Here is a 22,564-nt window from a genome sequence, read left to right on the forward strand (position 1 = left end):
ATCCGACATGGCCGCGCTGATCAACGTCATCCTGCCGGTTTTTCTTGTCATGGGATTTGGCTATGTCGCTGTCTGGAAAGGATATTTCAGTGACAGCAGTGTCGAAGGGTTAATGAAGTTCACCCAAGGCTTTGCGATACCCTGCTTGTTGTTTCGCGCCATTTCGACACTTGATCTGCAGCAGAACTTTGATCTGACCCTCCTTTCTAGTTTCTACGCCGGCGCATTTGCGGGTTTTGTCACGGGTTTTCTGGGCGCGCGCTTTATTTTCGGACGCGAATGGGAAGACAGCGTTGTCATCGGGTTTTGTTGCCTGTTTTCAAACTCGCTTCTGTTGGGACTGCCCATCACTGAACGCGCCTACGGTGTCTCAGCACTCGAGGCGAACTATGCCATCATCGCGATCCATTCACCGTTTTGTTATATGGTGGGCATTACCGCGATGGAGATCGCACGCAATCGCGGCGGCTCTGTTGCGGCCTTGCCGGGCAAAGTGCTCAATGCGATGTTCCACAATGCGCTCATCATCGGCATTACGCTGGGCTTTGCTGTAAATCTAGGCGGAATTCCTTTGCCTTCGGTGCTGACCGACGCGATTGATCTGATGATCCGCGCGGCCCTGCCGGCGGCGCTTTTCGGTCTGGGCGGTGTGCTGTATCGCTACCGGCCGGAAGGTGACATGCGGACCATCTTGTTTGTTGTCTCGGTCTCGCTTGTCCTGCATCCTTTGATCGCATGGGGGCTGGTCCGTGCAAATGACCTCTCTGATGCGGCCTTGCGGTCTGCAACGGTGACGGCGGCGATGGCGCCGGGCGTCAATGCCTATGTCTTTGCCAATATGTACGGCAAGGCCAAACGTGTTGCGGCTTCGGCTGTCTTGGTGGGCACCGCGCTGTCGATCCTGACGGTCTGGGTGTGGCTGGCGGTTCTGCCCTAGACGCCTTCGACCACGACGATCATGCTGGTGGCATTGTCGCGCCGGATCTGGGCCACCTCCTGATAGGCGGGATCATGATAGGCTGCCGTGGCTGACGCGTAATCGGGAAACTCGAAAACAACATGGCGGCTGTATTCCGGACCTTCGGGATTCTCGGACTGGCCCCCGCGCACCAAGGGTCGCCCGCCATAGCCCTGAATGATGGGCGTGTTCTGTGTGATATAGGCCTGATAGGCTTCTGGGTTTGTCACAGTGACATGGCCGATAATATAGCCCTTTGGCATGTTGTTCGCTCCTTCGCATTGGTCTTTTGTGGCACCATCTGCGCTTGATCTTGTGATGACAAGCGCGCGTTTGCAGGTTGGCTTTGCTTACTTTTTCAGCAGATGCGCCAGAAAGGGCGTGTTTGGCGCGGTGAACCCGCCCAATCGTTGACTTCACGGCCGTCACGCTACTTTAGGTCAAGCCTTCATCGGAGAACACCAATGCGTTTGCTACCTGTTTTTGTGATTGTCCTGACGACGACTGCTTCGATTTTGCAGGCGCAGGGGGGACCTGCGGCAGTTGGTGTGCAATCTGTTGAAACGCGCGCATTGGCCGAGACTGTCCCTGTCTTTGCCGAGGTGACAACCGCACGTGACGGCAATGTTGCGGGTCGCGTTGCAGGAAATGTCGACATGGTAGCCGTTCTCGCAGGTACGCGCGTGACAACCGGCGATCTTTTGGTCGAATTGAACGATGATCTGCTGACAATTCAGGTGGCCCAGTCCGAGGCGCAACTGGCCGAAGCCGCCGCAGGTATTGAAACCGCCCGTGCGCGTGTTGACCGGGCCCGCATCGCACTTGACCGGATTGAGGCGTTGCGTGGCGGGTCATCCTTTAGCCAAGGACGGTTTGACGATGCACAGGCCGATTTTCTCGAAGCTGAGGCCCAGTTTTTTGAAGCGCAGGCCCGTGAGAAAAGCGCCGAGTCACGCCTTGCTGAAACCCGCTATCAGCTTGAGCAGAGCCGGATAACAGCGCCTTTTTCAGGCGTTGTCCTCGAAGTGAACACGATCCCCGGTGCCTTTATTCAGGCAGGCACGCCGCTGGTGCGTCTCTTGGATACCGACGCCTTCGAGGTGCAGGCCAGCGTGCCATCGCGTTACACTAATTTTCTGTCCCCTGGCCAGATTGTGACCGCCAAGACCGAAACCGGTGCGGAGCTGATGCTGGAACTGCGCGCCATTCTGCCTGTCGAGGATCCTTCGACGCGCACGCGCGCCGTGCTTTTTGCAGCGCCATCACTGTCGGCTGAAGGCAACGCCGCTGTCGGGCAGAGTTTGACCGTGGATATCCCCGTCGGGGCTGCGCGTGATGTGCTCTCGGTGCCAAAAGACGCGCTTGTGCAAGGGGCAGGCGGCTGGACCGTCTTTGTCGCCGCCGAGGATCAGGCGCAGCCGCGCAATGTGACCTTGGGTGTGCCTTTGGGCGACCGTTATGAAGTGGTTGATGGCCTTGCCGAAGGCGATCTGGTGGTTGTCCGCGGGAATGAACGGCTGCGTCCGGGCCAGGCCATTGCCGCCAACCTGTTGGAGACGAATTGATGGATATCATCCGGTATTCCATCGAACGCCCCGTCGCGGTCATTGCGGCGGTTCTGATGGCCGTCCTTTTTGGTGCGCTGGCCCTTACGCAAATTCCTATCCAGCTCGCACCCGATGTGCGCAAACCCATCGTTGTGATCTCGACCAGCTGGCCCGGCGCCGCCCCCTCCGAGATCGAGCGTGAAATCGTGAACCCGCAGGAAGAAACACTGCGCGGCCTCGACGGGCTTGAAATCATGACGTCCCGCTCGCGGACGGGTCAGGCCGAGGTTACGCTTGAATTTGCGATAGGGACGGATATGAGCCAGTCGCTCTTGCTGGTCTCCAACCGCCTTGACCGCGTGGGCGGCTATCCTGCGGAAGCGAATGAGCCGACGCTGAACACCTCTGGCGCCGACGACAGCCCTATCGCATGGGTGCTGATCACGGCCGCCGAAGGCAATACACAACCCTTGCCGAACTTTGGTGATTTCATCGAAGACATCGTCAAGGACCGTGTCGAGCGGATCCCCGGTGTCGCCGCTGTCAACGTCTTTGGCGGGGTGACGCGCGAATTGCAGGTGGTCGTGGACCCGCAGCGCCTCTCACGCTTTGGCCTGACCGTGCCCGAGGTGGTGCAGCGGTTGCGCGCCGAGAATATCTCGATTTCCGCAGGGGATGTGGATGAGGGCAAGCGCCGCTATGTGGTGCGCACGGAAAGCAATCTCAATACCGAAGACGCGATCCGCAACGTTGTGCTGCGTTCGGATGCAGCAAGCGGCGGCATCGGGCGGGTGCGTGTCAGTGATGTGGCAGATGTGGCCTTTGCCTATCAGGAACCAACCGCGCGGCTGCGGTTCAAGGGAGAATCCAGCCTTGCCTTCAATGTGGTCCGCGAATCCGGTGCGAATGTGATCACGGTCATGGAAGAACTGCGCGTCGTGCTGGAGGAGTTGCAGGCAGGGCCGATGACCGACCAGGGTCTGGTTCTGGAACAGGTTTATGACGAGACGATCTATATCGAAGGTGCGATCGATCTTGTGACCACAAATATCTATATCGGTGGTGCGCTCGCGGCACTGATCCTGATGTTGTTTTTGCGTTCGCCGCGGGCGGTTGTGATCATCTCGCTGTCGATTCCGGTATCTATTGTCGCGACCTTCGTTGTGATGGCCGCCACAGGGCGCACATTGAACGTGATCTCGCTGGCGGGCATCGCCTTTGCGGTGGGTATGATTGTGGACGCCGCGATTGTGGTGCTGGAAAACATCTACCGTCTGCGCGAGGCAGGTCATTCACGGCGCGAGGCGGCCTATCTGGGTGCCAAACAGGTCTGGGGGGCGATCCTAGTGTCTGCCTTGACCACCGTGCTGGTTTTTGTGCCCATTCTGGTGATGCAGCTTGAGGCAGGGCAGCTGTTCCGTGATATCGCGGTGGCGATTTCTGTTTCTGTGCTGTTGTCGCTGGTTGTTGCCGTTACCGTGATCCCTGCACTGGCAAGCCGTTTGCTCCGCCGTGATGATCAAAAGATGGTCCCGCTTTGGGGGATCGACCACCTGGGGCGGGGGTTCCGTAATCTCGTTATGGCTTATGTGCGGATGACGGTCCGCATCCGTACAATCGGTATCATCATGGTGACATTGATTGCCGGTGGCGCTGCCGTCGCCAGCTGGGCCTTTTTGCCGCGTCTGGAATATCTGCCTGAAGGCAACCGCAATCTGGTCTTTGGCCTGATTATTCCGCCCCCCGGCTATAACCTTGAAACCACTGAAACCATCGCGCAGCGTATCGAAGACGTGGCCCAGCCATTGTGGGAAGTGGCCCCCGAAACGCAAACCGCAGATGGCGTGCCAGCCATCGACAGTTTCTTCTTTGTGGCCACACCGGGCAATTCCTTCGTCGGTGCAGCAACGGTCGACAGCCAGCGCGCAGGCGAGCTGATCCCGATCCTCAGCCGCCCGATCTTTGCCGAACCCGGCACCTTCGGATTCATGACCCAACCGTCGCTTTTCGGGCGCGGGGTGGGTGGTGGCCGCGCGATTGAGCTCAATATCTCGGGTCAGGACCTGAATGAAATTCTCGCTGTGGCGGGACGCGCGGCGGGCCTTGTTTCCGGCGTTCTGCCGCGTGCGGAAGGTCACCAGTTCCGGCCTATACCCGGGCTTGAACTGGGTGCGCCAGAGGTGCGCCTGATCCCCGATCGCCTGCGCCTTGCCGATGCCGGTTTGGACAGTTCGGGGCTGGCGGCTACGGTTGATGCCTTTAACGACGGGTTGCGCGTGGCGCAGATTACGGTGGGCTCAGAACGTGTTGATCTGGTGCTGAAAGGGGACCCGACGATAAGTGACGCGGCCCGTACGCAAGATGTGGGCAACTATCCTGTTGTCACGCCGGGCGGCCAGATCGTGCCGGTATCGGCCTTGGCGGATGTCATGCTCACCGCCGGTCCGACCGAGATCAGACACCGTGAACGCCTGCGGACGGTCACGCTCGAAGTGCGCCCTGCCGATAGCCTTCCGCTGGAACAGGCGGTCGAGATTTTGGAACAACAGGTCGTTGCTGTACTGGAAGAGCAGGGCATCCCCAGCGATATCCGCCTGAGCGTGTCCGGCACGGCCGATCAACTCAGCCAGACCTGGAACGCGATCCAGATCAACCTGATTGTGGCGCTTGTCATCGTCTTTCTGGTCATGGCAGTGCTGTTTGAGAGCTTTATCCTGCCGCTGGTCATTCTGATTGCTGTGCCGGTGGCTGCGGCGGGCGGGGTCGGGGGGCTCGCGGTGCTGAACCTCTACCAGACCCAGCCGATGGATATGCTCACGCTGCTGGGTTTCGTGATCTTGGTGGGCATCGTTGTGAACAACGCGATCCTGATCGTGCACCAGACGCTCTTCCATCTGCGCGAAGAGGGGATGGAGCCAGTTGACGCCATCGAAGAGGCCACACGCAACCGGATCAGACCGATTTTTATGTCGACGCTGACCAGCATCATGGGGATGCTGCCCTTGGTCATCTTCCCTGGCGAAGGGTCAGAGCTTTACCGTGGTTTGGGTGCTGTTGTGGTCGGTGGCCTGTCAATGTCGGCCTTCCTCACGCTTCTGACGGTGCCGCCCCTGCTGCGTCTGGCGATCCGCAAACCAGACCTGAGCGAGGCGAAAATTGGCGCCGTCGCACCGGCGGAATAGGGGCGACGGATAGAGCTATCACGGTCTGATGATCACCTCTTCGTGACTACATGAGAACCATTCTCATTTCATTTTACAATTGCGAATAAGTCGCATAAGCATCTTTTCGATTGACAGTTCTCTACCGAAAGGACACTCCAATGACTATGATCAAATGCCTCTCCTTTGTGTGTTGCGCTGCCGTGTTTTCCTCTGCCGCCATGGCCGAGGAAGACCGTTTCAAAGCCGTCACGACCTTTACGGTGATCGCCGATATGGCCCAGAACGTGGCAGGTGACGCGGCGATTGTGGAAAGCATCACGCGGGCAGGGGCCGAAATCCACGGCTATCAACCCACCCCCCGCGATATCATCCGCGCGCAAGATGCCGATCTGATCCTGTGGAACGGGCTGAACCTTGAGCTCTGGTTTGAACAGTTCTTCAGCAACCTCTCGGACGTGCCCAGCGTGACACTCTCGGACGGGATCACACCGCTCAGCATCTCGTCAGGGTCCTACGACGGCAAACCCAACCCCCATGCCTGGATGAGCCTTGAGAGCGCGTTGATTTATGTCGACAATATCCGCGACGCTTTTGTCGAACATGACCCCGATAATGCCGAAACCTACCGCGCCAACGCCGAGGCCTATAAAGCCGAAATCACTGCGACCATTGCGCCTCTGCGCGACCAGATCCTTGCCGTGCCTGCCGAACAGCGCTGGCTTGTCAGCTGTGAAGGTGCCTTCAGCTATCTTGCGCGCGATTTCGGGATGCAGGAACTCTACCTCTGGCCCATCAACGCCGACCAGCAGGGCACACCCCAACAGGTGCGCCGCGTGATTGACACAGTGCGCGAGAACAACATCCCTGCCGTATTCTGCGAAAGCACCGTCAGTCAGGCCCCCGCCGAGCAGGTCGCGCGCGAGACAGATGCGGAATATGCGGGCGTGCTTTATGTTGACAGCCTGACAGAGGCGGACGGCCCCGTGCCGACCTACTTAGATCTCTTGCGCGTCACCACAGAAACCATTGCAGCAGGCCTGACTGAATGACCCAAAGCCCCGGCATCATCTCGCAGAATGTGACGGTGACCTACCGCAACGGGCACACCGCACTGCATAACGCGAGCTTTGAAATCCCCACAGGGACGATCACCGCCCTTGTGGGGGTAAATGGTGCCGGAAAATCAACGCTGTTCAAGGCGATCATGGGGTTCGTGCCTGCCGCACGCGGCGAAATCTCGGTGCTTGGCATGCCGGTACAAGAGGCGCTGCGCCGCAATATCGTGGCCTATGTGCCGCAATCCGAAGAGGTGGATTGGTCGTTCCCGGTCCTTGTCGAGGATGTGGTGATGATGGGCCGCTATGGCCACATGGGGTTCTTTCGCCGCCCCAAAGCCGCCGATCATGCGGCGGTGAGTGACGCGCTGGCGCGGGTGAATATGTCGGATTTCCGCAAGCGTCAGATCGGCGAGTTATCAGGCGGCCAGCGCAAGCGGGTGTTTTTGGCCCGTGCCTTGGCGCAGGAAGGGCAGGTGATCCTGCTTGATGAACCCTTCACCGGCGTTGATGTGCAAACCGAGGATGCGATCGTCGCCCTCTTGCGCGATCTGCGTGATGAGGGGCGGGTGATACTGGTCTCGACCCATAATCTCGGGTCCGTGCCGGAGTTCTGTGACCGCACAATTCTGGTCAAGCAAACGGTGCTCGCCTACGGTCTGACCTCAGATGTCTTTACCCACGAAAACCTCGAAATCGCCTTTGGCGGCGTGTTGCGTCACTTCGTGCTGGGCGGTTCAGACCTGCACGACGATGACGACAGCCGCCAGATCCGTGTGATCACCGATGACGAGCGCCCCTTTGTTGTCTACAGCGAGGGCGGCAGCACCGAGAAAGAGCCCACATGATCGCGCTGCTGCTGGAACCTTTCAGCTATGGCTACATGTTCAACGCCATGTGGGTCAGTGCTTTGGTTGGCGGGGTTTGCGCGTTTCTCTCTGCCTATCTGATGCTCAAAGGCTGGTCGCTGATCGGTGATGCGCTCAGCCATTCGATCGTACCGGGCGTGGCGGGGGCCTATATGCTGGGTCTGCCCTTTGCTTTGGGGGCCTTTGCCGCAGGCGGGTTGGCCGCAGGGGCGATGCTGTTTCTCAACCAGCGGTCGGGGCTGAAAGAGGACACGATCATTGGTCTGATCTTTACGTCCTTCTTCGGGCTGGGGCTTTTCATGGTGTCGCTCTCGCCCACATCGGTGAGCGTTCAGACGATCACAATGGGCAATATCCTTGCGATCACGCCCTCCGATACACTGCAACTGGCGATCATCGGGTTTGTGACCCTGGCCGTGCTGCTGGCCAAATGGAAAGACCTGATGGTCGCATTCTTTGACGAGAACCACGCGCGGTCCATCGGGCTGCGGCCCGATCTGTTGCGCGCGGTGTTCTTTACGCTGCTGGCGGCCTCCTGCGTTGCCGCCTTGCAAACCGTGGGTGCCTTTCTTGTCATCGCAATGGTGGTGACACCGGGGGCGACAGCCTATCTGCTGACAGACCGTTTCCCACGGTTGTTGGTGCTGAGCGTCACCATCGGGGCAGGGACCAGCTTTGTGGGTGCGTATCTCAGCTATTATCTCGATGGCGCCACAGGCGGGATCATCGTGACATTGCAAACACTGATCTTTCTTGGGGCCTTTGTTTTCGCACCTAAACACGGCTATCTGGCCGCGCGCCGCCGTGCGGCCGCTGCACTGGAGGCCAATTGATGGAAACGCTCCTCTTCCCCTTCCAGTTCGCCTTTATGAACAAAGCCTTCCTGATGATGGCGATCATTGCTGTGCCGACAAGCCTGCTGTCCTGTTATCTTGTGCTGAAAGGCTGGTCGCTGATGGGCGATGCCATCAGCCACGCGGTTCTGCCGGGCATTGTCATTGCATATATGCTGAACATCCCGCTGATCATCGGGGCCTTTGTGGCGGGGATGACCTGCGCGCTCAGCACCGGTTTTCTGGCGGCCAATAGTAGGGTCAAGCAGGATACCGTCATGGGGATCGTATTTTCGGGCATGTTCGGCTTCGGGCTTGTGCTTTACACAAAGATCACAACGGATGTGCACCTCGATCACATCCTCTTTGGCAATATGCTGGGGGTTGATAACGCAGACCTTTGGACGGCTGGCACAATTGCCGCCTTTGTTGCGGTCATCATTCTGGCCAAGCAGCGCGAATTCATGCTCCATGCCTTTGATCCAGTGCAGGCCCAGGCGGTCGGGTTGCGGGTTGGATGGCTGCACTACGGGCTGTTGGCGCTGATTTCCTTGACGATTGTCGCCACGCTTTCGGCGGTGGGGATTATCCTGTCCATCGGTCTGTTGATCGCACCGGGGGCGATTGCGTTTTTGCTGACGAAACGCTTTGCATTAATGCTGCCGATTGCGGTGGGGGTGACGATGTTCGCAGGTCTTGCGGGCGTCTATCTCAGCTTCTTTCTCGACAGCGCGCCTGCGCCGACGGTTATCCTTGTGCTTACAGCGATCTTTATCGTGGCATTCGTACGGGCGAACCTGAAGGTGCGGCGCGCCACGGCAACGCTGGGTGACGCAGCAGGTTAACGCCCGAGCACAGCGCCAATCTGTTCGGCCAGTTTCAGCAAGGCAGCCGATTGCGCCGCAGCGATACTTTCGACTGATCCGTCCGTGACCTGTTCGATGATGTCAAAACGGTGGGTGCTGTTGCGGAAATCCGCACCTTCACTGGCAACAAAGAACTGGCCGCGCAGCTCGAACGTGCCATCCAGACCCCCCAGCATCCGTTCGACCCGCACATCGACGGATACATCGGGCAGGCCGATGAAGGGCCAAGGATCAGGGCCGACATCGGTGTTCAGAATGTCGCTGAGGGTCCGCGTCAGGATCAATGTGACAGCGCGCTCTGGCTCGTCCGCCCAGAGCACGTCTTCACGTAATGTGATGCGCCCGTCGGCAGTTTTCACGGCAATCTCTTCTGCGGCGGCATATGTTGGCAAAGACACCGTCCGGATCATTGCACTGCCCACCAAGGGACGCAGCTCGACCGAGGAGGGGAGCGGTGTCATTGCGACCCGCTCGGCCAGGGGTGAACAGGCGGCAAGGGCTGTCAGGACAAGGACTGTGAAGCGTGAAAGCATGATTTACCGTCCGATCAACAAGGAATTGGGGTTTCGTTCGATGGTGCGCGCGAGCGAGGAAATCGCATCGGACGCTTCTTGAATATCGCGCAGCGTTGACAGCGTTTCGGCGCTGAAGCGGGACCGCTCGCCATAACTGTTCACGACCGTCGTGATCTGGGTCACCAGATCATTTGCGCGCGCGGACAGGGCGGGCAGGGTGCTGACCGCATCTTCCACAGCGCTGGCGGCCTGGCTGGCCGAGGCAAGGGCGTCGTTCACATTTTCAATGGCACCGCCTTCGCGGACTTCATCAAGGAAGCGGCGCAAAGACACGAGGGCGGCGTTGGCTTCGGCAGGAAATGCAATCGCGTCGTCGGTCCCAAGGAACGCATCAATCGCGTTCAGTGTCTCGGTTGCGGAGGCAACCAGCGCCTCCAGCTCCAATTGGTTGGCGCGGGTTGTCAGCGCTTGGATATCTGCGGTGATCTGCGGCAGGTTTTGTGTGGCCTGTTCGATGTTCGTAGCCGCCTGTGCCGCGGTGGCGATCGCCGCATCAAGGTTCGTGATGATGCCGGTTTCGCTTGCTTCGGCCACAAGACCGTTGATGTCATTAATGACAGTGCGCAGGTCATTGGGAATGGCCTGCAAATCCTCCGAGGCAATCAAGGCACGGGATTCGTCCAGCAAAGACACAAGGGCCGCCGGCGCATTGCGGGTGGAATCGTCATTCGCCAGCCGTTCGATGCTGTCCATCAGGTCAATCGCACCATCCATAAGTTCTTCAACAGGCAGCGCATTGATGCGCGACAGCAGGCCTTCGGCGGTGGCGGCTACGTCCGAGATTTCCGAATCCGTTGTGGGAATGACCGGATAGTCGCCGGATGTCAGGTTCATGATGGCAGGCAGCGCGTCCTCAACTTCCACCAGTTCAACAAAAAGTGTGCCTGCAAGGATATTCCCTGTCACCATACGTGCCCGCAGGCCGCGTGTGACAAAATCGGACAACAGGTTGAACGCCTCTTCGACAGTGGCGTCACTGCCCATGCCAAGGCGTGAAGGTTCCACCGCAAGCACGGCCTGCAAGCGGACTTCGGCATTGGCACCTTGGCCCACCACAATGGCGTTCAGGTCGCTGACCTCGCCGATACGGATGCCTTGAAAGCGGACTTCGGACCCGACGGCCAGACCACTGACTGACTGTTCGAAAAGCACCGCAACACGCAATACTTCTGCGTTGGGATCGGTGAAGAGACTCTCGCGTGCGGCCTCTTCGCTGTCGAAGATGTCAAAAATGGCGCCATCCTGAATTGGCTGGCCGCCCGAGACAACCGTATCAAATGAAATCCCGCCTTCGATCACAGACGCGAGTGAACTGACGTTCAAGGACACGCCCCCGGTGCCAAAGGAGACACTAAAGCCAGAGGTATCCCAGAATCGCGTGCTGCTGGTTATGCGGCGGTCATAGGGGCTTTCGATAAAGGCGGTGACGACAACCTGACTGCCATTGAGGGACAGCTGCGGCTGCTCCAGATAGCCGACCTCGATCCCCTTGTGCAGCACGGGTGCACCCGCCGAGATGCTGCCGCCATCATCGGCGCGCAGGGTCACCGTGGTGCCGCGCTGGTTTGCGCGGGTCAGGATAGGCTCTTCCAGACCGATGAACTGTGTCTGGGCCACATCGGCCTCGGTGTCCCAGTTTCCTTCGATATAAACGCCGGACAGGACGGTATCGAGACCGGTGATGCCGCGCACGGACACATCAGGGCGCACAACCCAGAATTGGGCGTCGTCATCAAGAAAGGGTGCAACAGTCTGGTCGATCCGCGCATGGACAAGCACATCGGTCAGACCATCCGAAAACTCGACATCCTCCACCTCACCGATGGTGACATCACGGTATCTGATACTGGTTTCCCCCGCTGTGATCCCTGCCGCGTTTTCAAAGCTGATCGTGATCAGCGTGCCGCGATCCGCATAGTTCTGCCACGCGGCCCAAAGCGAAATCGCCAAGGCAAAGATGGGCACAAGCCAGACCAAGGACAGGCGCTGCCAGATCTTCTTTTTCACGGGTCTCACGTCGAGCGGTGCTGGCCCGTTTGTGTTCGGATCACTCATTGCTGCTTGGTCCTGTCTGCGTCCCAGATCAGGCGGGAGTCAAAGGCCTGTGCGGATAACATGGTAAAAATGACAGACAACGCAAAGCTGACTGCCGCGATGCCGGGGTTGACGGTTGCGATAGTGTCGAGTTGCACGAGTGCCGACAGGATTGCAACGACAAAGACGTCGATCATGGACCAGCGCCCGATGAACTCGACCACCTCATAGGCCACGTGGCGTTCGTGCTGGTTTTCACCGGAATGGCGCTGCACGCTGATGGCCAGATACATGATGGCGACGAATTTCCCGACAGGGATCATCACCGAGGCGACAAAGACAATGAGCGCAATACCGTAAGAGCCGTGATCGAAAAGCTCGACCACGCCACCGATGATGGTGCTCTCCGAGCGTTCAACCAGTGTCGAGGTCAGCAGCATCGGATAGATATTCGCCGGAATATAGGCGATCATACCCGCGATCAGCCACGCCCAGACCTTCTGCAGGCTCTGGGTATCACGGCTGACCAGCCGCCCCTCGCACCGCTTGCAGATGCGCGTCTCCAGCGGATGCACCTGTCCGCATCGCTGACAGGCCACCAATCCTGCGCTGCGGGCCGTAATCAGGCCGAGGCTTTGTCCAGCTCTTCCCAAATCGAATACCTGCAAATCAATTGATCTTTGAGGACGGTAATCACAACGACCCCGGCGAAGGCCCAAAATGCGGGGCCAATTGTCACAGCGGCAAGACCTGCCACCTTAATCAGCGCAACAGTCACACCAACGATGAAAATTTCAGCCATGCTCCAAGGGCGCAGTTTCTCGGCCAAGGCAAAGGCCTGGCGCGCACCTTGACGCGGCTTGGCCTCGCGCACCAGCGGACCCAGCGCGTAAATCAGCGCGCTCAGGCGGATCAGCGGGATCACGATGATAAAGAAAGCGACTGCGACCGCCAAAGGGAACGCATAGCCGTCCTTAAAGGCCATCACCGCGTCCAGAACCGATGTCGCGTTTTGCAGACCGCCCGCATCCAATGTCAGAAAAGGAAAGCTAATTGCGGCAATCATCATCACGAAGGCGGTCAACGCAAGGCTGAGCACGCGCGCGATGGCCGAAGGTTGCGAGGTCATCAAAACAATCCCGCAACGCTGGCAATGGGCCTGCGAGTTTTCCGGTAGGCTATGCGCCATATGCAGCGTGTCGCACTGCGGACAGGCGACAAGATCATCAAGGGGCGTCGTGTGTATGCTCACGCGGTTCGGGCTCCTGCCATCGCGGGGACCTGCCCCAGACGTCACGCGAGGTTATCGCGTATGGGACAGATATGCTACGTCTGCCGCCACGACAACTCAACTTGCAGAGAGTATGCGGCGCGATCCGGCCTCTCTTGCTGTCTGTTTCGGACGGCTATGCTTTCCGATCGGCTGCATTTTGTTCATCAGGCACAAGGCTGGTGACTTTGCCGCACAGAAGACCGTATCAAACCGGTGAATTGCCCCTTGCGGGCAGGCTTGTGATCACCACAATGGCGCCAACTGTTTCTGGAGGATCATCATGAAAACGACCCGTACCGCGCTGATGAGCGTTCTTGCTGCCGCCTGCCTGTCCACAGCTGCCGTCGCGCAGGAGGTCACGTTGCGTCTGCATCAATTCTTGCCAGCGCAGGCCAATGTGCCTGCACATATTCTGGATGTCTGGGCCGATCAGGTCGAGGCCGACAGTGATGGCCGTATCAAGATTGACCGTTTTCCGTCCATGCAACTGGGCGGCACACCGCCGCAGCTGATTGATCAGGCGATTGATGGTGTCGCCGATATTATCTGGACAGTGGCAGGGTATACGCCCGGGCGCTTCCCGCAGCTTGAAGTTTTCGAGTTGCCGTTTCTTTCCCCCGATGCCGAAGCTACTTCACGCGCCTTTTGGGAACTGGCAGAAACACGGATGATGGATACCGATTTTGCCGCCTTCAAACCCCTTGGGCTTTGGGTGCACGGCCCCGGTGTGATCCATGCCAACCGCCCTGTCACAGACGTGGCCGACCTGCGCGGTCTGAAACTGCGTGCCCCGACCCGAACGACAACAACGCTGTTTACCGAACTGGGTGCGACCGCTGTCGGGATGCCGGTGCCTGCGGTGCCGGAATCCCTGTCACGCGGTGTCATTGATGGGGCTGTGATCCCTTGGGAGGTCGTGCCCTCGCTCAAAGTGCAGGAGCTGGTCACCAACCACACCGAATTTCCCGGTGAGGCCCTTTATACAACCGCCTTCATTTTCGCCATGAACCAAGAGGCCTATGACAATCTTCCCGCCGACCTTCAGGCGGTCATCGATGCCAATTCAGGCCTTGAATTTTCCGCTTTCGCGGGGCGCACAATGCAAGAGTACGACGCGCCCGGACGGGCCCTGGCCCAAGAGGCGGGCAACACGATAATCACGCTGACACCAGCACAGGTTGCCGACTGGCGCGCGGCCAGCCAACCCACGATTGACAACTGGATCGCCCAGGCCGATGCGGCAGGCATTGATGGCACAGGGCTTTACCAAGAGGCGCAGGCATTGATTGCCAAACACGCCGCAGGCAACTAAGCCGCGCTGATGCTGCACCGCGCGATTCATACACTCGCCAATGTCATGGCCCTGCTTGGCGGCATCGTCCTGTGCCTGCTGGTACTGATGGTCTGCGTCAGCGTCAGCGTGCGCGAACTCAGCGATCTGGCCCACGGCGGTGCCTTGCGCGGGCTTGGTGAGTGGCTGATTGATCTGGGTGTCGGTCCGATCCTTGGCGATTTCGAACTGGTCGAAGCGGGCGTAGCCTTTGCGATCTTCGCCTTTTTGCCGCTGACACAACTCAGCGGGGCCCACGCCCGCGTCGATGTCTTCACGAAAGGTCTCGGGCCACGCGTCAACGCGGCGCTGAGCACATTCTGGACCGTTGTGATGGCCGCGACCATCGTGTTGATCACTTGGCGGCTTTTTGCGGGGATGCAGGACAAGATCCGCTATAATGAAACCTCTTACCTGATCCAGTTCCCGATCTGGTGGGCCTATGCGGCAAGCTTTGGCGCCGCAGTCACCGCCAGTATCGTCAGCCTCTATTGCGCCGCCATGCGCCTGACAGGGCAGCGCGACATATGACCGATCTGACCTTGGGCTTTTTGTCCTTTCCCGTGCTGCTCTTGCTGATCTTCCTGCGCGCGCCCATCGGGCTTGCGATGCTTTTGTGCGGCATCGGCGGGCTGTGGCTGGCGACCGACGGCAACACTGTGTTCATGGCACGGCTGAAATCCGAGGTGTTTTCCACCTTCTCAAGCTACAACCTGTCGATCATCCCGATGTTTCTGCTGATGGGCCAGTTTGCGACCTATTCGGGCATGTCGCGGTCGCTCTTCAAGGCGGCAGAGGCATGGCTGGGTCATCGCAAAGGCGGGATGGCCATGGCGTCGGTCGGAGCCTGTGCGGGGTTCGGGGCGATCTGCGGATCATCGCTTGCGACAGCGGCGACCATGAGCAAGGTCGCCCTGCCGGAATTGCGCAAATACGGCTATTCGGGCGGGTTTTCGACGGCGACGCTTGCGGCGGGCGGAACCTTGGGCATCCTGATCCCGCCGTCTGTGATTCTGGTGATCTATGCGATCCTGACCGAGCAGAACATCGCCACGCTTTTTGCAGCCGCCTTTATTCCCGGTATCCTTGCGGCCCTTGGCTATATGCTGACCATTGCCATCTATGTCCGGCTCTACCCCGATCAGGCAGGCACGCGCCCGCGTGTTGCCTACGCTGACCGCATCAAAGCGCTGGGCGCGGTCTGGCCGGTGTTGCTTGTCTTTGGTCTGGTGGTTGGCGGTATCTATCAGGGTTGGTTTACACCGACCGAAGGGGCCGCTGTGGGGGCCATGGGCACGGGGCTGATCGCGCTGTTCTCGGGAACACTGAACTGGCAGGTGTTCCGCCAGAGCATTACAGAAACCGCCACCGGCACGGGCATGATCTTTTTCATCGTGCTAGGGGCCGCTTTCTACAACGGGTTTCTGGCGCTGACACAGGTGCCGCAGGAACTTTCGGCATGGGTCACAGACCAGGGTTTCAGCCCGTGGATGGTGATGGTTCTCATCCTTGTCTTCTACCTGATCCTCGGCTGCCTGATGGACAGCCTGTCGATGATCCTGCTGACGGTGCCGATCTTCTGGCCGGTCATCTCGGCCATGGATTTCGGCATGACGACCGAGGAACTGGCGGTCTGGTTCGGTATCTTGGTGCTGATCGTGGTCGAGGTGGGATTGATCACACCGCCTGTGGGTATGAATTTGTTCATTATCAACAGCATGGACAAAGAGACGCCCATGACGGCAACCTACCGGTCGGTGCTTTTCTTTGTAGGCTCCGATGTGGTGCGGGTCTTTCTTCTGCTGATGTTCCCTGCAATCACGCTGGTGTTTGTCTAGGCTGACATGCCGTTCTGGAGCGGTTCGCCGTTCAGATCAATATCGCAGGGCAGGGCGCGTTCAATCACGCGCCTGGCGTTGGGAATGTCATTGCCTTCTGCGCGCCGGGTGGCCACGGCAGACGAATAGTTCAAGCTCAACCAGCGCTGGATCAGGCGCGCGCGGAGTTCCGGCATCGGGACATTCACACGCACTGACAGGTCCCAAAGCTCTGCAAGCGCAGACCAGGGGGCTTCGTCGAACATCAGGTAATTGCCTTCGACAATCACAACCTTTGCAGCGGCTGGCACCGCAACAGCACCGGCGATGGCCAGATCGCGGGTGCGGTCAAACACCGGGGCAAAAACCTCTTCGCCGGTCATGAGTGCGCGGATCAGGCGCAAGAAACCCGGCGCGTCGAAGGTTTCAGGCGCACCCTTGCGGGGCAGCAGATTGCGCGCCTCTAGAATGCGGTTATCAAGATGAAACCCGTCCATCGAGACGACGGCTGTCTTGCGGCCCTGCGCGTTCAGACGCCGCGCGACTTCGCTGGCCAAGGTGGATTTGCCACAGCCCGGCGCACCGGTAATCGCCACCAGATAGCGGTCACTGTCCTGCTCCAACACACGCTCGGCGAGCGTGTTGGTATGTGTGTTCAAAGTGTTCACTGCATCTGCCTCTGGGTTGGCCCCGGCTTTTCAAAATCCTACCGCGTCTTGCGCTCTGACGCGACCGTTTTTTGTGGACATGTTGTCAATGGCAAAGCCAACCGCAGGTTTCTGTTGAGAAAAGTGGCGGTTGCCGCTCTTTTGTACTAGGTTGAAGGGCAATGAACAAAAGGCAGGCGACCCGACGCATGACCAAAATCAAGCGGATATGGCGGATCCTTGCCGCGGTCTGGACGACTGCGGGCGAAAAGCATCTTGGTCTGATCGCTGCGGGCGTCGCGTTTTTCGGCATGTTCGGGATTTTCCCTGGCATTGCCGCGGTGATCGCGATTTTCGGGTTGATTGCCGATCCGGTGGTGATCGCCGAACAGCTGACCTTGATGCAGGATATCATCCCGCCCGATGCCTATAACCTGATTTCGTCACAGGTTGTGCGTCTGGTGGCCGCACCAGCGGATGCTCTGGGCTGGGCCACTGGCCTGTCGATCATGCTGGCACTCTGGTCTTGCAGGGCAGGGGTGGCGGCGTTGATTGGCGGGCTGAACGCGATTGCGGGTCAGCGGATGCGCAACGGCATCTGGCAAATCATCGTGGCCTTGTTGCTGACATTTGCTCTGGTGACTTTGGCGATTGTCGCACTGTTCGTGGTGGTCATTGTGCCGATTGGTCTGGCCTTCATTCCTGTCGCAAATTCAACGGCGTGGTTGCTCGAAGGTATCCGCTGGCTGATCGCTTTGGGCGTCCTGATGCTGGGGCTGAGTTTGCTTTACCGTTTCGGCCCCGCACGGATCGGAGGCCGTGGCCGATGGTTTACCGTCGGCGCTTTCGTGGTCGTGGTGCTCTGGGTTGCGGCCTCGGCGGGGCTGTCGTTCTATCTGACAAACTTTGCCAGCTATAACGAGGTTTACGGCTCAATCGGTGCGGTCATCGGTCTGCTGCTCTGGCTTTACGTCAGCGCCTATCTGATCCTGCTGGGGGCCGCGCTGAACGTTCAGGTGCACGGCTACGACACCCCGCCAGAGGCTGAGGATACCACTTACGTCTAGGTTACCCGTGCGACCTGTTTATAGACCGGATCATTCCACAACCTGTTGTCCATCACATCGGCAATCACATCCACGGCTGCGTCCACATCGCCTGCGTCAATGAAAAGCGGGCAAAACCCGAACCGCATGATGTCGGGCGCGCGAAAATCACCGATGACATTGCGCGCGATACAGGCCTGCATCGCGGCATAGCCATCGGCGAAGGCAAAGGATACCTGACTGCCTCGCCCATGCGGATCGCGCGGGCTGGCAAGTGTGAGCTGCGGACAGCGCGCCTCGACCCCTGCGATGAACTGCTCGGTCAGTGCGATCGAGGCGGAACGCAGCGCGTCCATGTCCACCTGGTCCCAGATATCGAGTGACGCATCAAGGGCGGCCATCTGCAACACAGGTGGCGTGCCCACGCGCATCCGCTCGATCCCTGTGCCAGGGCGGTAATCCAGATCAAAGGCGAAAGGTGCCTCATGGCCCAGCCAGCCTGACAGCGCGGGCTGGCAGTTGTCGATATGGCGGGGGGCCACATAGATAAACGCGGGCGCACCGGGGCCTGCGTTAAGATATTTATAGGTGCAACCTGTGGCAAAATCGGCGTTGCAGCCTTGCAGGTCGACCGCCATGGCCCCCGCGGTATGTGCAAGATCCCAGCAGGTGAGCGCGCCTGCCGCATGGGCCTTTTCTGTCAGGGCCTTCATGTCGTGCAAACGCCCGGTGCGGTAGTCCACCTGCGTCAGCATCAGCACAGCAAGGTCGTCATTGATATGATGTTCCACATCCTCGGGGTCCACGATGCGCAGCTCATGGCCGCGCCCCAGTGATTTGATCAAGCCTTCGGCCATGTAGATATCCGACGGGAAATTCCCGTTATCTGTCAGGATCACCTTGCGATCCGGCACCAGATCAATGGCGGCGGCGAGGGCCTGATAGACCTTGATCGACAGGGTATCCCCCAGCACCACATGGCCCGGTTCTGCGCCAATCAGCCGCCCGATCCGGTCGCCCAAAGCGGTTGGCTGTGCCATCCAACCCGCACGGTTCCATCCGGTAATCACCTTCTCACCCCATTCGTCGGTCACAGCGCGCGCGACACGCGCAGCCGTCGCCTTGGGTAAAGGACCAAGCGAATTGCCATCCAGATAGATCATGCCTTCGGGCAGGTGAAACATGGCTTTGGTGGCGGCGAAATCAGTCATGGTGCGTTCCTAGATATTCAAGAAAAGCGCAAGCAGCGCGAGCGTTGCAGGCACCGTCTGTGCGTAAAGTGCCGCTTTGATGCCGCAAAACGCGGCATAGATTCCGGCAACGACGACACAAAGCAGAAGGAAAACCACCATCTGCCCGCCAGCGACCCCCATCACAAGACCATAGACCAGCCCTGCCGCCAGAAACCCGTTATACAAGCCCTGATTGGCGGCCATCACTTTGCTTTCGGCCGCAAATTCCGGCGTGGTACCAAAAACCTTGCGGGTCCGTGGCGCTTCCCAGCGGAACATTTCAAGCACCACGAAATAGGCATGGATCAGTGCCACAAGAACGACGAGAACAGGACCAATCATTAGACCTGACCTCCCGAAATCTGGATCGTTTGCCCGTTCACGCTGCGCGCACCGTCCGAGCAGAGCCACATGGCCGCTGCCGTGGTTTCATCCACCTCCAAAAGCTTGCGGTGCCGGTTTCCCTTGGCGATCACGTCAATCGCACCCTGTTCGTCCAGATCAAAGCGGTTCATCAGGCCGGGCAACTGGTTGCGCACGATATCGGTGTCCACATAGCCGGGGCAGAGCGCGTTGAATGTAATGGGGCGGCGCATGAACTCTTCGGACAAACCACGGATCAAACCGATGACACCATGTTTGGTCACGGTATAGGGAATGGCGTTTTTCAGACCGCGCACACCGGCAATCGAACTGATCACGATCATGCGGGCAGGGGTGGCATCTTCGAGCGTCGCCATGGCGGCCTGAAAGGTCAGAAAGACACCATCAAGGTTGGTGGTCATGGTCTTGCGCCACTGGGCAAGTGTGGTTTTTTCGAACGGGCCACCTTCGGCTATCCCTGCGTTGGCAACACATATCTGGATCGGGCCACGGGCGCGGGCAGCTTGCGCGATGACGTCACGCACGGACGCCTCGTCATCCACATCCATGACGACGGCGTGCAGGCGTTGGGACAGCGATGCAACCTCTTGCAGTTTATCCGCGCGTCGTCCGGTGATTGTTACCTCGGCACCTGCCTGCGCCAGGGCCAGCGCAATGCCTGCACCGATACCGGAACCGCCGCCCGTGACCAGTGCGTGTTTGCCCGCATGTTCCATGATCATTCCTCCGTTTTGCCAGACCCTAACGGGTCAGCGGGCATGGACAAGTGCAAAGCGCTGCGGCACAACACTTGGCATGAAATGGATCGACATCCCTCCCGTGTGGTTGCTGCTTGCCGTCGTGCTGACATGGTGGATTGCAGCCCTTCAGCCCATGTCCTGGGCCATCGGCGGGCCTGTCATGGATCTGCTGGGGGGGCTTCTGGTGGGCGGCGGGATTGTGCTGATCCTGCTTGCGGCGGTCGAGATGCGCAAAAGACGCACCACTATTGTGCCGCATCTGGAGGCCGATCATCTGGTCACGACAGGCATCTTCAAGCGCACCCGCAATCCGATCTATCTGGGGGACACGCTGGTGCTTGCGGGGCTCGCCTTGCGCTGGGATGCGCCTGTTGCTTTGCTGCTTGTCCCGCTCTTTATGTTTACCATCACGCAGCGCTTCATTATCCCCGAGGAAAACCGGCTCAGGGTCAAATTTCGCGCAGATTTCGCCCGCTATTGCCAAAAGACGCGCCGCTGGGTGTGATTGTTAGCGCATGACACTTAATGTCATGCCAGCCATCCCCTTGTGAAATATTCTTGCGCGCTATAATGCATGGGAACTGCCAGAACAGATATGGGGGATGGTCCGTGAAGATCGGCACACCAAAAGAGATATTCGAGGGCGAAAACCGGGTCGCGATGACCCCGGCATCCGCCAAAGACCTGCAAAAGCTTGGGTATGAATGCATCATCGAAACCGGCGCCGGTCTCGCTGCGGGTTTTTCTGATCAGGCCTATAAAGACGCTGGTGTCGAGGTGGTGAAAACCGCGGCGGCGCTCTACAAGGCCGCCGATATCGTCGCCAAAGTGCGCCCGCCATCGGATGCAGAGGTCAAGAAACTGCGCGAAGGACAGACGCTGATCTCGTTCTTCTACCCTGCGCAGAACAAGGAATTGATGGAGGCTGCCAACGCGAAAGGCGCCACCGTGATCGCCATGGATATGGTGCCACGCATCAGCCGTGCGCAAAAGATGGATGCATTGTCCTCCATGGCGAATATCGCGGGCTACCGCGCTGTCATCGAAGCCGGTAACAACTTTGGCCGCTTCTTCACCGGTCAGGTGACTGCTGCGGGTAAAGTGCCGCCGGCAAAAGTGCTGGTTGTTGGTGCGGGTGTGGCAGGTCTTGCTGCGATCGGTACCGCGACATCGCTGGGTGCCATCACATACGCCTTCGACGTACGCCCCGAAGTGGCCGAACAGGTTGAATCCATGGGGGCCGAATTTGTCTTCCTCGATTTTGAGGAAGAACAGCAGGACGGGTCTGCGACCGGTGGCTATGCCGCCGTGTCCTCGCCCGAGTTTGCGGCAGCACAGCTGGCCAAATTCCGCGAAATCGCGCCTGATATGGACATCGTGATCACCACGGCGCTGATCCCGGGCCGCGATGCGCCCGAACTTTGGACCAAAGACATGGTCGAGGCGATGAAGCCCGGTTCGGTCATCGTCGACCTTGCAGCGGAACGTGGCGGCAACTGCAAACTGACTGTGAAAGACGAAAAGATCGTCACCGACAACGGTGTGATCATCGTCGGCTATACCGATTTCCCAAGCCGGATGGCGGCGCAGTCCTCGACACTCTATGCCACCAACATCCGTCACATGATGACGGATCTGACGCCTGAAAAAGACGGCACGCCAAACCACAATATGGAAGACGACGTCATCCGTGGTGCGACCGCGACGCATAAGGGCGAAATCACCTTCCCGCCACCACCACCCAAAGTGGCGGCGATTGCAGCTGCGCCCAAGAAGGAAAAGCCAAAGGAACTGACCGCGGAAGAAAAGCGCGCGAACGAAGTGGCGGCCTTCAAGAAAGAAACCAAGACCCAAGTCGGGCTTTTGGCGATTGGTGCGGCACTGATCCTCGGGATCGGCCTGATTCCCGGTATGCCAGCCAGCTTTATGCAGCACTTCATCGTCTTCGTTCTGTCGGTGTTCATCGGCTTCCAGGTAATCTGGAACGTCGCGCATTCGCTGCACACACCACTGATGGCTGTGACCAACGCGATTTCGTCGATCATCATTCTGGGCGCGCTGATCCAGATCGGATCAAGCAACGCGCTGATCACGATATTGGCGGCACTTGGTATCTTTATGGCAGCGGTCAACATCTTCGGCGGCTTCCTCGTGACACGGCGTATGCTCGCCATGTTCCAGAAATCCTAAAGGG

At 58.9% G+C, this 22,564-nt stretch carries 22 protein-coding genes; 13 read left to right on the plus strand and 9 right to left on the minus strand.

The genetic code is table 11. From position 1 onward, the window contains the following. Positions 1-7: 7 nt before the first annotated feature. On the plus strand, positions 8-937 hold the full coding sequence (locus C7964_RS14820) for an AEC family transporter (protein WP_110280454.1): 930 nt from the start codon (positions 8-10) through the stop codon (positions 935-937). On the opposite strand, the gene C7964_RS14825 is transcribed toward C7964_RS14820, so the two are convergent. Further along, positions 934-1,221, minus strand: a complete 288-nt coding sequence (locus C7964_RS14825) for a DUF1330 domain-containing protein (protein WP_110280455.1) — start codon at positions 1,219-1,221, stop codon at positions 934-936. The two genes, C7964_RS14820 and C7964_RS14825, sit on opposite strands and share 4 nt — an antisense overlap. A 201-nt stretch (positions 1,222-1,422) precedes the next feature. On the opposite strand from C7964_RS14825, the gene C7964_RS14830 reads away from it, so the two are divergent. From C7964_RS14830 to C7964_RS14855, 6 genes are all read left to right on the plus strand, one after another. Next, positions 1,423-2,523 carry an efflux RND transporter periplasmic adaptor subunit gene (locus C7964_RS14830; RefSeq protein ID WP_110280456.1) on the plus strand — a complete coding sequence of 367 codons (1,101 nt, stop codon included), beginning with the start codon at positions 1,423-1,425 and terminating at the stop codon, positions 2,521-2,523. After that, positions 2,523-5,687, plus strand: coding sequence for an efflux RND transporter permease subunit (locus tag C7964_RS14835; RefSeq protein WP_110280457.1), 3,165 nt, complete (start codon positions 2,523-2,525; stop codon positions 5,685-5,687). The genes C7964_RS14830 and C7964_RS14835 overlap by 1 nt, the downstream gene beginning before the upstream one ends. A gap of 146 nt (positions 5,688-5,833) precedes the next feature. Next, positions 5,834-6,718, plus strand: coding sequence for a metal ABC transporter substrate-binding protein (locus C7964_RS14840; protein ID WP_286163992.1), 885 nt, complete (start codon positions 5,834-5,836; stop codon positions 6,716-6,718). After that, on the plus strand, positions 6,715-7,572 hold the full coding sequence (locus tag C7964_RS14845; RefSeq protein ID WP_110280459.1) for a manganese/iron ABC transporter ATP-binding protein: 858 nt from the start codon (positions 6,715-6,717) through the stop codon (positions 7,570-7,572). Before C7964_RS14840 ends, C7964_RS14845 begins: the two co-directional genes overlap by 4 nt. Next, positions 7,569-8,426, plus strand: a complete 858-nt coding sequence (locus C7964_RS14850; RefSeq protein WP_110280460.1) for a metal ABC transporter permease — start codon at positions 7,569-7,571, stop codon at positions 8,424-8,426. The genes C7964_RS14845 and C7964_RS14850 overlap by 4 nt, the downstream gene beginning before the upstream one ends. After that, on the plus strand, positions 8,426-9,271 hold the full coding sequence (locus C7964_RS14855) for a metal ABC transporter permease (RefSeq protein WP_110280461.1): 846 nt from the start codon (positions 8,426-8,428) through the stop codon (positions 9,269-9,271). Before C7964_RS14850 ends, C7964_RS14855 begins: the two co-directional genes overlap by 1 nt. Here the strand turns inward: C7964_RS14855 and C7964_RS14860 are convergent. From C7964_RS14860 to C7964_RS14875, 4 genes are read right to left on the minus strand one after another with little or no spacing between them, the layout of a single operon-like run. Then, complete coding sequence (locus C7964_RS14860; protein ID WP_110280462.1) at positions 9,268-9,825, minus strand: PqiC family protein; 558 nt, start codon at positions 9,823-9,825, stop codon at positions 9,268-9,270. The genes C7964_RS14855 and C7964_RS14860 overlap by 4 nt on opposite strands. Positions 9,826-9,828: 3 nt before the next feature. Continuing rightward, entirely contained in the window at positions 9,829-11,922 is a 2,094-nt protein-coding gene (locus C7964_RS14865; protein WP_110280463.1) for a PqiB family protein, read from the minus strand. Next, positions 11,919-12,554: a paraquat-inducible protein A gene (locus C7964_RS14870; RefSeq protein ID WP_110280464.1), complete on the minus strand. Its 636-nt coding sequence runs from the start codon at positions 12,552-12,554 to the stop codon at positions 11,919-11,921. The genes C7964_RS14865 and C7964_RS14870 overlap by 4 nt, the downstream gene beginning before the upstream one ends. After that, the gene (locus C7964_RS14875) at positions 12,524-13,153 is read right to left on the minus strand and encodes a paraquat-inducible protein A (RefSeq protein ID WP_286163979.1); all 630 of its coding nucleotides are present in this window, start codon (positions 13,151-13,153) and stop codon (positions 12,524-12,526) included. Before C7964_RS14875 ends, C7964_RS14870 begins: the two co-directional genes overlap by 31 nt. Before the next feature lie 301 nt (positions 13,154-13,454). On the opposite strand from C7964_RS14875, the gene C7964_RS14880 reads away from it, so the two are divergent. Genes C7964_RS14880 through C7964_RS14890 form a run of 3 tightly spaced genes read left to right on the plus strand, consistent with a single transcriptional unit; the run spans position 13,455 to position 16,342 of the window. After that, positions 13,455-14,486 (plus strand): TRAP transporter substrate-binding protein, encoded by a 1,032-nt coding sequence (locus C7964_RS14880; RefSeq protein WP_110280465.1) that lies wholly within the window; start codon positions 13,455-13,457, stop codon positions 14,484-14,486. Between the two features lie 9 nt (positions 14,487-14,495). Then, the gene (locus tag C7964_RS14885) at positions 14,496-15,035 is read left to right on the plus strand and encodes a TRAP transporter small permease (RefSeq protein ID WP_181417204.1); all 540 of its coding nucleotides are present in this window, start codon (positions 14,496-14,498) and stop codon (positions 15,033-15,035) included. Further along, a complete protein-coding gene (locus C7964_RS14890; RefSeq protein WP_110280466.1) occupies positions 15,032-16,342 on the plus strand; it encodes a TRAP transporter large permease in 1,311 nt (436 codons plus the stop codon). The genes C7964_RS14885 and C7964_RS14890 overlap by 4 nt, the downstream gene beginning before the upstream one ends. Here C7964_RS14890 and C7964_RS14895 read toward each other — a convergent pair. Beyond that, complete coding sequence (locus C7964_RS14895) at positions 16,339-16,989, minus strand: P-loop domain-containing protein (RefSeq protein ID WP_110280467.1); 651 nt, start codon at positions 16,987-16,989, stop codon at positions 16,339-16,341. The genes C7964_RS14890 and C7964_RS14895 overlap by 4 nt on opposite strands. Before the next feature lie 188 nt (positions 16,990-17,177). Here C7964_RS14895 and C7964_RS14900 point away from each other — a divergent pair, with 188 nt between their 5' ends. Beyond that, positions 17,178-18,035, plus strand: coding sequence for a YihY/virulence factor BrkB family protein (locus tag C7964_RS14900; RefSeq protein WP_110280468.1), 858 nt, complete (start codon positions 17,178-17,180; stop codon positions 18,033-18,035). Here the strand turns inward: C7964_RS14900 and kynU are convergent. From kynU to C7964_RS14915, 3 genes are read right to left on the minus strand one after another with little or no spacing between them, the layout of a single operon-like run. After that, positions 18,032-19,225: a kynureninase gene (gene kynU / locus C7964_RS14905; RefSeq protein ID WP_110280469.1), complete on the minus strand. Its 1,194-nt coding sequence runs from the start codon at positions 19,223-19,225 to the stop codon at positions 18,032-18,034. The genes C7964_RS14900 and kynU overlap by 4 nt on opposite strands. Before the next feature lie 9 nt (positions 19,226-19,234). Beyond that, positions 19,235-19,588, minus strand: a complete 354-nt coding sequence (locus tag C7964_RS14910; RefSeq protein ID WP_110280470.1) for a DUF1304 domain-containing protein — start codon at positions 19,586-19,588, stop codon at positions 19,235-19,237. Continuing rightward, complete coding sequence (locus tag C7964_RS14915; protein WP_110280585.1) at positions 19,588-20,346, minus strand: SDR family NAD(P)-dependent oxidoreductase; 759 nt, start codon at positions 20,344-20,346, stop codon at positions 19,588-19,590. Before C7964_RS14915 ends, C7964_RS14910 begins: the two co-directional genes overlap by 1 nt. 79 nt (positions 20,347-20,425) lie before the next feature. On the opposite strand from C7964_RS14915, the gene C7964_RS14920 reads away from it, so the two are divergent. Then, complete coding sequence (locus tag C7964_RS14920; RefSeq protein ID WP_110280471.1) at positions 20,426-20,875, plus strand: methyltransferase family protein; 450 nt, start codon at positions 20,426-20,428, stop codon at positions 20,873-20,875. Positions 20,876-20,979: 104 nt separating this feature from the next. Next, positions 20,980-22,560: a Re/Si-specific NAD(P)(+) transhydrogenase subunit alpha gene (locus tag C7964_RS14925; RefSeq protein WP_110280472.1), complete on the plus strand. Its 1,581-nt coding sequence runs from the start codon at positions 20,980-20,982 to the stop codon at positions 22,558-22,560. Positions 22,561-22,564: the final 4 nt, after the last annotated feature.

This window comes from Loktanella sp. PT4BL, from assembly GCF_003201935.1.
Lineage (GTDB): Bacteria > Pseudomonadota > Alphaproteobacteria > Rhodobacterales > Rhodobacteraceae > Yoonia.